At 64.1% G+C, this 12,344-nt stretch carries 12 protein-coding genes; 8 read left to right on the top strand and 4 right to left on the bottom strand.

Annotation, left to right across the window (positions count from 1 at the left end; translation table 11 throughout):
• Positions 1–80: 80 nt before the first annotated feature.
• The gene (locus ACWGS9_RS09445; protein WP_454504989.1) at positions 81–743 is read right to left on the bottom strand and encodes a YggS family pyridoxal phosphate-dependent enzyme; all 663 of its coding nucleotides are present in this window, start codon (positions 741–743) and stop codon (positions 81–83) included.
• A gap of 148 nt (positions 744–891) precedes the next feature.
• Between ACWGS9_RS09445 and leuS the strand changes: the two genes are divergently transcribed.
• Both leuS and lptE read left to right on the top strand, forming a co-directional pair.
• Positions 892–3,519: a leucine--tRNA ligase gene (gene leuS, locus ACWGS9_RS09440; protein WP_454504988.1), complete on the top strand. Its 2,628-nt coding sequence runs from the start codon at positions 892–894 to the stop codon at positions 3,517–3,519.
• Positions 3,506–4,090 (top strand): LPS assembly lipoprotein LptE, encoded by a 585-nt coding sequence (gene lptE, locus ACWGS9_RS09435; protein WP_454504987.1) that lies wholly within the window; start codon positions 3,506–3,508, stop codon positions 4,088–4,090. Before leuS ends, lptE begins: the two co-directional genes overlap by 14 nt.
• Before the next feature lie 88 nt (positions 4,091–4,178).
• Here lptE and fsa read toward each other — a convergent pair whose 3' ends face one another.
• Positions 4,179–4,835 (bottom strand): fructose-6-phosphate aldolase, encoded by a 657-nt coding sequence (gene fsa / locus ACWGS9_RS09430; RefSeq protein ID WP_320309053.1) that lies wholly within the window; start codon positions 4,833–4,835, stop codon positions 4,179–4,181.
• A gap of 90 nt (positions 4,836–4,925) precedes the next feature.
• Here fsa and ACWGS9_RS09425 point away from each other — a divergent pair, with 90 nt between their 5' ends.
• Positions 4,926–7,109: a primosomal protein N' gene (locus ACWGS9_RS09425; RefSeq protein WP_454504986.1), complete on the top strand. Its 2,184-nt coding sequence runs from the start codon at positions 4,926–4,928 to the stop codon at positions 7,107–7,109.
• Positions 7,110–7,114: 5 nt separating this feature from the next.
• Here the strand turns inward: ACWGS9_RS09425 and ACWGS9_RS09420 are convergent, their stop codons facing one another.
• The gene (locus tag ACWGS9_RS09420) at positions 7,115–7,570 is read right to left on the bottom strand and encodes a type II toxin-antitoxin system VapC family toxin (RefSeq protein ID WP_454504985.1); all 456 of its coding nucleotides are present in this window, start codon (positions 7,568–7,570) and stop codon (positions 7,115–7,117) included.
• Positions 7,567–7,812: a type II toxin-antitoxin system Phd/YefM family antitoxin gene (locus ACWGS9_RS09415; RefSeq protein ID WP_320215211.1), complete on the bottom strand. Its 246-nt coding sequence runs from the start codon at positions 7,810–7,812 to the stop codon at positions 7,567–7,569. Before ACWGS9_RS09415 ends, ACWGS9_RS09420 begins: the two co-directional genes overlap by 4 nt.
• Before the next feature lie 66 nt (positions 7,813–7,878).
• Here ACWGS9_RS09415 and ACWGS9_RS09410 point away from each other — a divergent pair, with 66 nt between their 5' ends.
• The 5 genes from ACWGS9_RS09410 to ACWGS9_RS09390 all read left to right on the top strand — a co-directional run bounded on the left by ACWGS9_RS09410 (position 7,879) and on the right by ACWGS9_RS09390 (position 12,317).
• Entirely contained in the window at positions 7,879–8,574 is a 696-nt protein-coding gene (locus ACWGS9_RS09410) for an aspartate/glutamate racemase family protein (protein WP_454504984.1), read from the top strand.
• 94 nt (positions 8,575–8,668) lie between these two features.
• A complete protein-coding gene (locus ACWGS9_RS09405; protein WP_112100289.1) occupies positions 8,669–9,064 on the top strand; it encodes an AGROH133_08824 family phage infection protein in 396 nt (131 codons plus the stop codon).
• Between the two features lie 246 nt (positions 9,065–9,310).
• Positions 9,311–9,871 (top strand): F0F1 ATP synthase subunit delta, encoded by a 561-nt coding sequence (locus ACWGS9_RS09400; protein ID WP_454504983.1) that lies wholly within the window; start codon positions 9,311–9,313, stop codon positions 9,869–9,871.
• Positions 9,871–11,400, top strand: a complete 1,530-nt coding sequence (atpA, locus tag ACWGS9_RS09395; protein WP_140801849.1) for a F0F1 ATP synthase subunit alpha — start codon at positions 9,871–9,873, stop codon at positions 11,398–11,400. The genes ACWGS9_RS09400 and atpA overlap by 1 nt, the downstream gene beginning before the upstream one ends.
• 29 nt (positions 11,401–11,429) lie before the next feature.
• A complete protein-coding gene (locus tag ACWGS9_RS09390) occupies positions 11,430–12,317 on the top strand; it encodes a F0F1 ATP synthase subunit gamma (protein ID WP_454504982.1) in 888 nt (295 codons plus the stop codon).
• The last annotated feature ends 27 nt before the right edge of the window (positions 12,318–12,344 follow it).

Genomic DNA, 12,344 nt, shown 5'->3' with positions numbered 1-12,344 from the left:
AGCTCCTAGCTAGCTTGGCTAGATATATGGCAGCAGCTGCAAATTATCAATCAACGCCAGTGGGCGACGGTGCTGCGGACTTACCGGCTGCCGAAGATCGCCGAGCCCACCCGAACGCTGGTCGCGCCGAAGGCTATGGCCGTCTCGTAGTCGCCGGACATGCCCATCGACAGTTTTTCGACGCCGGCCTCGCGCGCGAGCTGTTCGAGCAGCGCGAAATGCGGGCCGGGATTTTCGTCGGCCGGCGGAATGCACATCAGGCCTTCGATCGCGAGGCCATGCACATCGCGACAGCGCTTGACGAAGGCTACCGCCTCGCGCGGTTCGATGCCGGCTTTTTGCGGCTCGGAACCGGTGTTGACCTGGACATAGAGTTTTGGCGAGCGGCCCTGCCGGACGATCTCCTTGGCGAGCTCGGCGGCGATCTTTTCGCGGTCGACGGTTTCGACGACATCGAACAGCGCGACGGCCTCCTTCGCCTTGTTGGATTGCAGGGGGCCGATCAGATGCAGCTCGATATCCGGGAATGCTTCTCTTAGCACCGGCCATTTGCCCTGCGCTTCCTGCACGCGGTTCTCGCCGAAGATCCGCTGGCCAGCCTCGATCACAGGGCGGATATCTTCAGCGTCGAAGGTTTTCGAAACCGCGACCAGCGTGACGGCGCCGGGCTCGCGCCTTGCCTCGCGTTCGGCGCTTGCGATCTTCGCCTTGACCGCGTGAAGCTGCTCTACGGCGCTCGTCATGCCTATATCCTGCCTATGGTTTTCACGCGGGCGCCGGCTCGCCGCAGTTGACGGGTCCGGCAATCCATGGTGAACACCGCGACGACATTTCCTTGGCCGCCGGCCCGGTCCGGCGCCCCCGTGCCTGCTTTTAAGTGAAAAACATCCGATGGCAACCGAACGTTACAATCCGCGCACGTCAGAGCCCAAATGGCAGAAGGCCTGGGCCGAAAAGAAGCTGTTCGAGGCCAGCAACGACGACCCGAAGCCGAAATACTACGTGCTCGAGATGTTCCCCTATCCGTCGGGCAAGATCCATATCGGCCACACCCGCAACTACACGATGGGCGACGTGGTTGCGCGCTACAAGCGCGCCAAGGGCTTCAACGTGCTGCATCCGATGGGCTGGGACGCTTTCGGCATGCCGGCCGAAAACGCCGCCATGCAGAACAAGGTCCATCCCAAGGACTGGACCTACGAGAACATCGCTGTCATGCGCGAGCAGCTCAAGATGATGGGCCTGTCGCTCGACTGGGCGCGCGAATTCGCCACTTGCGACGTCGACTATTACCACCGCCAGCAGATGCTGTTCCTCGACTTTGTCGAGAAGGGGCTGGTCACGCGCAAATCCTCCAAGGTCAACTGGGACCCGGAGGACATGACCGTGCTTGCCAACGAGCAGGTCATCGACGGTCGCGGCTGGCGCTCGGGCGCGCTGGTCGAGCAGCGCGAGCTGACGCAGTGGTTCTTCAAGATCACCGACTTCGCGCAGGACCTGCTGGACTCGCTCAACCGGCTCGAGGAGTGGCCGGAGAAGGTCAAGCTGATGCAGCACAACTGGATCGGCCGCTCCGAAGGGCTGCTGATCCGCTGGCCGCTGGCGGCACCGGTTGGCGACACGCATGAGCTGGAAGTCTACACGACCCGGCCCGACACTATCTTCGGCGCTTCCTTCATGGCGGTCGCCGCCGACCATCCGCTGGCCAGGAAAGCCGCCGAGACCAATTTCGAGCTGGCGAAGTTCATCGAGGAAGTGCGTCACATGGGCACGTCGGTGGCGGCGCTCGAGACCGCCGAGAAGAAAGGCTTCGACACCGGCATCCGTGTCGTCCACCCGTTCGACGAGAACTGGACGCTGCCGGTCTATGTCGCCAATTTCGTGCTGATGGAATATGGCACCGGCGCCATTTTCGGCTGCCCGTCGGGCGACCAGCGCGACCTCGATTTCGCCAACAAATACGGCCTGCCGGTGATCCCGGTGGTGATGCCGGAAGACGGCGATGCCAAGACCTTCCAGATCATCGAGGAGGCCTATGTCGACGACGGCGTGATGATCAATTCGCGCTTCCTCGACGGCATGAAGCCCGAGAGGGCTTTTGACGAAGTGGCGAAGCTGTTGGAAGAAAAGACGATCGGCGGCCGGCCGATGGCGGAGCGCAAGGTGAATTTCCGCCTGCGCGACTGGGGCATTTCGCGCCAGCGCTACTGGGGCTGCCCTATCCCGATGATCCATTGCGAAGCCTGCGGCGTCGTCCCCGTGCCGAAGGCCGACCTGCCGGTGAAACTGCCCGACGACATCGAGTTCGACCGTCCGGGCAATCCGCTCGACCGTCATCCGACCTGGCGGCATGTGAAATGCCCGCAATGCGGCCGCGATGCGCGGCGCGAGACCGACACGATGGATACCTTCGTCGATTCGTCGTGGTATTTCGCGCGCTTCACCGCGCCCTGGGCGAATGAGCCGACCGAGCCGAAAGCGGCCGACGAATGGCTGGCGGTCGATCAGTATATCGGCGGCATCGAGCACGCGATCCTGCATCTGCTCTATTCGCGCTTCTTCACCCGCGCCATGCGCGAGACCGGTCACCTCAATCTGGCCGAGCCGTTCAAGGGCCTGTTCACGCAAGGCATGGTGGTGCACGAGACCTACCGTGTCGGCGGCCCGTCCAACAATGGACGCTGGCTTTCGCCGAGCGAGGTCAGGCTCGAGGACGTTGGCGGCAAGCGCCGCGCCGTCGAGATCACCACCGGCGAAGAGGCGACGGTCGGCGCGCTGGAGAAGATGTCGAAGTCGAAGAAGAACACGGTGAGCCCGGAAGAGATCACCGACGGCTACGGCGCCGACACGGCGCGCTGGTTCATGCTGTCGGACTCGCCGCCGGAGCGCGATGTCGAATGGACCGACGATGGGGCCGCCGGCGCGCACCGTTTCGTGCAGCGCATCTGGCGCCTGGTGCAGATCGCGGCCGAATCGCTTCCCGGCGTCAAGCCCGCGGCGGCGAAGGATGGCGAGGCGGGCGCCGTTTCCAAGGCAGCGCACAAGATCCTGAAGGCGGTCGGCGAGGACATCGAGAAGCTCGGCTTCAACCGCGCGATCGCCCGCATCTATGAGCTCGCCAATGTGCTGGCGACGCCGCTCAACGACGTTGCCGAAGGCAAGGCCGACGCGGTGCTGAAGAGCGCCTGCCGCGAGGCGGTGGAGATCCTGGTGCACATCATCGCGCCGGTCATGCCGCATCTGGCGGAGGAATGCTGGCAGGCGCTGGGCGGCACCGAGATGGTCGCCGAGCGACCCTGGCCGGTCTACGATCCGGCGCTGGTCGTCGACAACGAGATCGTGCTGCCGGTGCAGGTCAACGGCAAGAAGCGCGGGGATTTGACAATTGCCCGCGACGCGGATCAAGGTGCCGTCGAAAAAGCGGTGCTGGCCCTCGACTTCGTGCAAAAAGCACTGGAAGGTAAGGCTCCGCGCAAGGTGATCATCGTCCCGCAGAGGATCGTCAATGTCGTTGCCTGATCCGGTGAAGTCAGAAGCGGCCCGCCTGCGCGGCCGCTTGGCGATCTGCGGCATGGTCGCCGTTCTGGCGCTGGTCTCGGCCTGCACGGTGCGGCCGCTCTATTCCAACCAGCCGCTGTCGCCCGGATCGCAGCTCAGCGCGTCCGCCGAGCTTGCCTCGATCTCGATCAAGCCGGTCAAGACGCGCTACGCGCAGCAGGTGCGCAACAATCTGATCTTCGCCTTCGGGCAAGGCTCGGGCGAGCCCGCTTCACCGGCCTACACGCTCGACCTCGGCGTCACCGAGCTCGTCGAATCGGCGGCCATCGTGCAGGTGCAGACCGAGGAAGACGAGCCGACGGCGGGCACGGTGACGCTGACCGCCAATTATGTGCTGCGGGATACCGCGACCAACACGGTGATTGCCGTCGGCAAGCGTTCGATCCCGTCGTCGTTCGACCGGCCGCGCCAGGAATTCGCGGCCTACCGCGCGCAGATCGACGCCGAGAACCGTGCCGCGCGCGAACTGGCCGACCTGTTGCGGCTTTCGATCGCCCAGGACCTGACAAAGCACGGCAAGAAGGTCGGGTAGCGGCGCTCGCATCGTCAAAGCGCCGTCGCATCTTCAGAAAAGAAAAAGGCCGGTCACCCGGCCTTTTCTTTTATTGTTCGGTCTAGCCTTAGCCGATCTTCTGGCCGGTCTTGGCCCAGTCGGCGAGGAAGGCGGCAAGACCCTTGTCGGTCAGCGGATGGTTGACCAGCGCCTTCAGCGTTGCCGGCGGCGCGGTGATGACATCGGCGCCGATCAGCGCGGCCTGCTTGACATGGTTCACCGTGCGCACCGAAGCCGTCAGGATCTCGGTCTTGAAATCGTAATTGTCGTAGATGGTGCGGATTTCCGAGATCAGCTCCATGCCGTCCGAGCCGGTGTCGTCGATGCGGCCGACGAAGGGCGAGATGAAGGAGGCACCGGCCTTGGCGGCAAGCAGCGCCTGGTTGGCCGAGAAGCAGAGCGTGACGTTCACCATGCGCTTCATCTCGGTGCGGATCGTCTTGCAGGCCTTCAAGCCGTCCAGCGTCAGCGGCACCTTGATGCAGACATTCGGCGCGATCTTGGCCAGCACCTCGGCCTCGCCCATCATGTCCTTGAACTCGGTCGCCACGACCTCGGCCGAGACCGGGCCTTCGACGATGTCGCAGATCTGCTTGGTGACTTCGGAGATCTTGCCGCCCGATTTCAGGATCAGGGATGGGTTGGTGGTGACGCCATCGAGCAGCCCCAGGTCGTTCAGTTCCTTGATCTCCTTGATGTCGGCGGTATCGACAAAAAACTTCATAGCTGTCTCCTTGGGGATTGCCTGGCACCGGCCAGGCAGATGCGAGGGTCCCCTTTGATCTAGAGCAAAGTCGGGGCAAGGTCACGCCCGATGATGGAAGATTCGCCCTTTGTCGCGGCCGCACCGGTGCTGGTGCCGATGCCGGCCGAACGGCCCTACACCTATGCCGTGCCGCCGGGCATGCGCGTGGTGCCGGGCTCGATCGTGCGCGTGCCGCTCGGGCCACGCCAGGTCGCGGGCATCGTCTGGGACGGCGCGGTCGAGACGGTCGATGCCAGGAAGCTGCGGCCGATCGAAGCGGTCTTCGATTGCCCGCCGATCGACAGGGCGATGCGCCGTTTTGTCGACTGGATCGCGCAATACACGTTGTCGGCTCCCGGCATGGTGGCGCGCATGCTGCTCAGAGCCCCCGAGGCTTTCGATCCGGAGCCATGGATCGAAGGATTGCAGCGCACGCTGGCCGAGCCCGATCGGCTGACCGATGCGCGGCGACGCGTGCTGGAGACGGCCGAAGGCGGGCTGGCCTGGACGCGCTCGGGACTGGCGCACGCGGCTGGCGTGTCCTCGACCGTCATCGACGGCCTAAGGGCGCAGGGCGTGTTCGAGACGGTGAGGATCCCGCCGCGTCCGGTGGTGGCGGCACCGGACACCAGCCATGCCGCGCCGGAGCTGATGCCGGATCAGAACGTTGCGGCAGAGAAGCTGCGCGCGGCGATCGCGGCCGACACCTTCAATGTCACCCTCCTCGACGGCGTCACCGGATCCGGCAAGACGGAAGTCTATTTCGAAGCGGTGGCGGCGGCACTCGACAAGGGCAAGCAGGTGCTGATCCTGTTGCCGGAGATCGCCCTGACACATGCTTTCCTCGAACGGTTCCAGGACCGGTTCGGCGCCAAGCCGGGGGAGTGGCATTCCGACCTGCCGCCCCGGATGCGTGAGCGCGTCTGGCGGCAGGTGGCCGAAGGCGGGGTGCGCGTCGTCGCCGGCGCGCGCTCGGCGCTGTTCCTGCCGTTCAAGGAACTCGGCCTGATCGTCGTCGACGAGGAACACGACCCTGCCTACAAGCAGGAGGACCGCGTCTTCTACAATGCGCGCGACATGGCGGTGGTGCGCGGCCATATCGGCACCTTCCCGGTCGTGCTTGCCTCGGCGACGCCGTCGGTGGAAAGCCGGGTCAACGCCAGCCAGGGTCGCTATGACCGGGCGGTGCTGTCGTCGCGTTTCGCCGAGGCAGCACTCCCGGACCTGAAGTCGATCGACATGCGGCGTTCACCGCCGGCGCGCGGCGGCTTCCTGTCGCCTCTCCTTCTGGAGCAGATGCAGCGCACGCTGGAGAGACAAGAGCAGTCGCTGCTCTTCCTCAACCGGCGCGGCTATGCGCCGCTGACGCTCTGCCGCGTCTGCGGCCATCGCTTCGGCTGCCCGGTCTGCTCGGCCTGGCTGGTCGAGCACCGGTTTCGCGGCCAGCTCGTCTGCCACCATTGCGGCCACAACGAACGACGCCCCGAAGCCTGCCCGGAATGCGGTACGCTCGACCATCTGGTGGCCTGCGGTCCGGGCGTCGAGCGCATCGCCGAGGAAGTGGTTGGCCATTTCCCGGATGCCCGCACCATCGTGCTGTCGTCGGATATTCTGGGCGGCGTTCGGCGGCTGAGGCTTGAGCTGGAGGCCGTCGCCAATGGCGAGGCCGACATCGTCATCGGCACGCAGCTCGTCGCCAAGGGCCACAATTTTCCCGGCATGACGCTGGTCGGCGTCGTCGACGCGGATCTCGGATTGGCCAACGGCGATCCGCGCGCCGCCGAGCGCACTTTCCAGCTGCTAAGCCAGGTGACGGGGCGCGCCGGCCGCACGGGCAAGAAGAGCCTCGGCCTCTTACAGACCTACCAGCCGGACCATCCCGTGATGCGGGCGATCGTCTCGGGCGATTCGGAGGCCTTTTACGAACGCGAGATCGCCGAGCGCGAGCGAGCGGCGCTGCCGCCTTTCGGCCGGCTCGCAGGCATCATCGTCAGTGCCGCGACGCGAGGCGAGGCCGAGGGCCATGCGCGCGGCTTGCGCCGTGCCGCGCCCACCGCCTCCGATCTTTTCGTGCTCGGCCCGGCCGAGGCACCGCTGTCGCTGATCGGCGGTCGCCACCGCTTCCGCCTGCTGGTGCAAGGCGAGCGGCGCGCCGACATACAAGGCTTCATCCGCGCCATGCTGGCCGAGGGGCCGAAGCTGCGCGGCTCGGTCAGGGTGCAGGTCGACATCGACCCGCAGAGCTTTTTGTAGCGCCGTTACGCCTTCGGTCCATTCTCGGCGAACGGATTAAGGTAAGGCACCTCAAGAACCGCAAAATGCCGAACGTTGGCCGTCAACACTGCCAGTGCGTTCAGACGAGCCGTGGCGGCAATCAAAACATCCGCCAGACCGGGATTGAAACCTCTGGCGATAGCCGCTTCCTCGAGTTGTCCCGCCTCTCGCGCGACCACTAAATCAATGGGCAAAATCCGTTGGTCGAACTCAGCCAGCAATCTTTCGAACCAGGCGCTTATGCGCTCCGCCTTGGCATGCGCGCCGGTACGCTTGAGCTTCGCTATGCCTCGCTCCAGCTCCAAAACCACTATGGATGACAGATGCCAAGAGCCATGCAGGCGTTGTTCGGCGATCCATTTCTGGACTGCCACGGAGAGCGGCACGCGACCTGGTGCAAAAGCGGAAACGAAAGACGTGTCGAGCAGATAGTCAGTCAAAGCTCGACATCCCGCGACGGGGATTGGTTTCGTTCAAGCTCGATACCGCCGGGATACTGAAGTAGGAAGTCGACAAAGGCTTTTTGGCCGCCCTGCGGATAAAGCTTTCGTCCCTCATCAATCGGAACAACCATGGCAATCGCTTTGCCATGCCTGGTGATGGTAGTAGGCTCACCGTTTCCTGCGGCCTCGACAAGTGCCGAGAGCCCTGCCTTGGCCTCCCGAAGCTGGACGGTTTTCATAGGTGGCCTCCTTGTAGTCTCATGTGGTCACAATATAGAGATTGCATAGGAAAGGAACAAGTCCTTATGAAAACCCTCGGCCTTATCGGCGGCATGAGCTGGGAATCGACGGCGATCTATTATCGCCTGCTCAACGAGATCGTGCGCGAGCGGCTGGGCGGACTGCACTCGGCGAAGCTCTTGTTGTGGTCGTTCGACTTCGCCGAGATCGCCGAACGGCAGCATGCCGGCGACTGGGAAGGCGCGGGCGCCCTTCTGGTGGAAGCCGCGCGCAGGCTGGAGGCGGGCGGCGCCGAGGGCCTGGTGATCTGCACCAACACGATGCACAAGCTGGCCGACGCGGTGCAGGCGGCAGTATCTGTGCCGCTCATCCATATCGCCGATGCGACGGCGCGCGCCGTCGCCGACGCAGGCGTGAAGCGACCGGCGCTGCTCGCGACACGCTTCACCATGGAGCAGGATTTCTACAAGGGCCGTCTGGCCGACAAATACGGCCTTGAGCCCGTGGTGCCGGACCAGGCCGGCCGCGACATGGTGCATAATGTGATCTATGACGAGCTCTGCCAGGGCATCGTCAAACCCGAATCGAAATCCGCCTACCTCGATGAAGTCGGCCGGATGCGGCGCACCGGTCGGGTGGACGGCGTCATCATGGGCTGCACCGAGATCACCATGCTGATCGGACAGGGCGATTTCGACGTACCGGTGTTCGATACAACGCGCATCCATGCCGAGGCCGCGGTCGATTTCGCGCTCTCCTGATGCGTCATTCCTAATGTGAGCGCCGTCCGCTGGCGCGCTTTCATTCCCTCGCTAGAATGCCGCTGTTTCAGACCAAGAAACATTGGGGGGACATATGGAGTTTGCATTTCCGTGGCCAGCGAGCCAGGGCGAATGGCTGGCGTGGTCGAGCGCCATCGTCACCCTGGCTCTCGGGCTTTTCCTGTTCCTGGCGCCGGGGCTTGCCTTTCGGGTGCTGCGCCTGCAGCCAAGGCCGGAGAAAGCGGCGGCGATCGCCGAGGGACGCGGCCGCATGTCGGGCTTCTATCTCGGGGTCAGCCTGTGCTGCATCCTTCTGGCGCAGCCGCTGCTCTACATGGCGCTTGGCTTCTCCTGGCTGTTCACGGCTTTCGGCCGGCTGCTGTCGATGATGTCGGACGGCGCCAACACCCCTTTCAACTGGGCCTCCATCGTGGTTGAATTGGCGCTGGCGGCGTTGCCGCTGGCCTTTGCCTTCGGCTTCGTGCCGTGAATTCGTAACTAATCCTGCGCTTAGGGTTGGCCTTCGCCGCCTGATGCGACAAAAGTGCCTAAAAAGCATGCCGGACGATGCATTGCGGTCTTAAAAGGCCTGTGCTAGACGGCAATCGACTTTCGACCGGGGATAGCGGAAGCCGCGCCTCCGTGCTTGGAAAAATGCAGTAAGGTCAAAGATTTAGCCAGAGTTTTCGCTCGCGCCAACAATCTGCGGCCTGTCAGACAAGAGAAAAGACGGTCCGTGGCCCAATCGTCATCGCCAATCTCAGCTGTCGCAGAACGCTATGCAGGCTCGCTGTTCGAGCTCGCGCTGCAGGACAATTCGGTCGCCAAGGTCGAGGCCGACCTCGCCAGCTTCGAGGCGATGCTCAATGGCAGCGACGATCTCTCCCGGCTGATCAACAGCCCGGTGTTTTCCAGCGAAGACCAGGCAAAGGCCATCGCCGCCATCGCCGTCAAGGCCAACATCACCGGACTGGTCGGCAATTTCCTGCGCGTCGTGGCCAAGAACCGCCGCCTGTTCGCGGTGCCCGGCATGATCAAGGCATTCCGCCAGATCGCCGCCGACCATCGCGGCGAGGCATCCGCCGAGGTCACCTCGGCGCATGCGCTGACGGACGCGCAGCAGACTGAACTCAAGGCGGCGCTGAAGGGCATCGCCGGCAAGGACGTGGCCATCGCCATGACCGTCGATCCGTCGCTGCTCGGCGGGCTGATCGTCAAGATGGGCTCGCGCCAGATCGATACGTCGCTCAAAACCAAACTCAATTCGCTCAAGCTTGCACTGAAAGAGGTCGGCTGATGGACATCCGCGCCGCGGAAATTTCCGCAATTCTGAAAGACCAGATCAAGAATTTCGGCAAGGAGGCCGAGGTCTCCGAAGTCGGTCAGGTTCTGTCCGTCGGTGACGGCATTGCCCGCGTCTACGGCCTCGACAATGTCCAGGCCGGTGAAATGGTCGAGTTCCCCGGCGGCATCCGCGGCATGGCGCTCAACCTCGAAGCCGACAATGTCGGCGTCGTCATCTTCGGCAACGACCGCGACATCAAGGAAGGCGATACCGTCAAGCGCACCGGCGCCATCGTGGACGCGCCTGTCGGCATGGGCCTGCTCGGCCGCGTCGTCGACGCGCTCGGCAACCCGATCGACGGCAAGGGTCCGATCAAGGCGACCGAGCGCAAGCGCGTCGACGTCAAGGCGCCCGGCATCATTCCGCGCAAGTCGGTGAACGAGCCGATGTCGACCGGCCTCAAGGCCATCGATGCGCTGATCCCGGTCGGCCGCGGCCAGCGTGAGCTGGTCATCGGCGACCGCCAGACCGGCAAGACCGCCATCATCCTGGACACGATGCTGAACCAGAAATCCGTGCACGACAACGGCCCGGAGAAGGAGAAGCTCTACTGCGTCTACGTCGCCGTCGGCCAGAAGCGCTCGACCGTGGCGCAGTTCGTGAAAGTGCTCGAAGAGCGCGGCGCGCTTGAGTATTCGATCATCGTCGCAGCCACCGCGTCCGACCCGGCTCCGATGCAGTTCCTGGCGCCGTTCACGGCGTGCACGATGGGCGAATATTTCCGCGACAACGGCATGCATGCGCTGATCAGCTATGACGATCTGTCGAAGCAGGCCGTCGCCTACCGCCAGATGTCGCTCCTGCTGCGCCGCCCGCCGGGCCGCGAAGCCTATCCGGGCGACGTCTTCTATTTGCACTCGCGCCTCCTGGAGCGCGCCGCCAAGCTCAACGACGACAACGGCAATGGTTCGCTGACCGCGCTGCCGATCATCGAGACGCAGGCCAACGACGTGTCGGCCTACATCCCGACCAACGTCATCTCGATCACCGACGGCCAGATCTTCCTCGAGACCAACCTGTTCTTCCAGGGCATCCGCCCGGCGGTGAACGTCGGCCTGTCGGTGTCGCGCGTCGGCTCGTCGGCGCAGATCAAGGCGATGAAGCAGGTTGCAGGCTCGATCAAGGGCGAGCTCGCGCAGTACCGCGAAATGGCGGCCTTCGCGCAGTTCGGCTCGGATCTCGACGCCGCCACGCAGCGCCTGCTCAACCGCGGCTCGCGCCTGACCGAGCTGCTCAAGCAGCCGCAGTTCTCGCCGCTCAAGACCGAAGAGCAGGTCGCGGTGATCTTCGCCGGCGTCAACGGCTATCTCGACAAGCTGCCCCTCAATCAGGTCGGCAAGTTCGAGCATGGCCTGCTCAGCCACATGCGCTCGGCCGGCAAGGACGTGCTCGATGGTATCCGCAAGGAGAAGGCGCTGTCGGACGACCTGCGCGCCAAGCTGAAGGCGGAAATCGACGCCTTCGCCAAGACCTTTGCTTGAACGAAGCCGGACGGGATCGGGTTTGAAGCATGGCTTCGTTAAAAGACCTTCGTAACCGTATCGCCTCGGTCAAGGCGACGCAGAAGATCACCAAGGCGATGCAGATGGTCGCCGCGGCGAAGCTGCGTCGCGCACAGGAAGCGGCGGAAGCAGCACGTCCCTATTCCGAGCGCATGGGCGCGGTTCTGGCCAACATCACCCAGGCGATCGGCGGCGGCGGCGATGCATCGGCGCTGATGACCGGCACCGGCAAGGACGACGTGCATCTGCTCATCGTCTGCACCGCCGAGCGCGGCCTTTGCGGCGGCTTCAACTCGCAGATCGCGCGCCTTGCCCGCGACCATATCCGCCGGCTTCTCGCCGACGGCAAGCAGGTCAAGATCATCTGCGTCGGCAAGAAGGGTTTTGACATTCTGCGCCGCGACTACGGCTCGATGATCCTCGAGCGTGTCGACCTGCGCGAGGTCAAGACGCTCGGCTTCGTCAACGCCGACGCGATCGCGCGCAAGGTCATCCACCTGTTCAACCAGGGTGACTTCGATATCTGCACGCTGTTCTATTCGCAGTTCAAGTCGGTGATCAGCCAGATCCCGACGGCGCAGCAGATCATCCCGGCCGCGGCCGCGGCGGCGACTGCTCCCGAGACGGCCAATGGCGGCAACGCCGTCTACGAATACGAGCCGGAGCCGGGCGAGATCCTCTCCGACCTCATCCCGCGCAACATCGCTGTACAGATATTCCGGGCGCTGCTTGAAAACGCGGCCGGCGAGATGGGCGCCAAGATGAGCGCGATGGACAATGCGACGCGCAACGCCGGCGACATGATCAACAAGCTGTCGATCACTTACAACCGCCAGCGGCAGGCGCAGATCACCAAGGAACTGATCGAAATCATTTCGGGCGCCGAGGCGCTCTAAGCGCGCCGCGCGGGGTCGATGGCCTCG

The organism is Mesorhizobium sp. Arg314, assembly GCF_053714275.1.
This window is presented reverse-complemented; position numbering and strand designations above follow the sequence as displayed.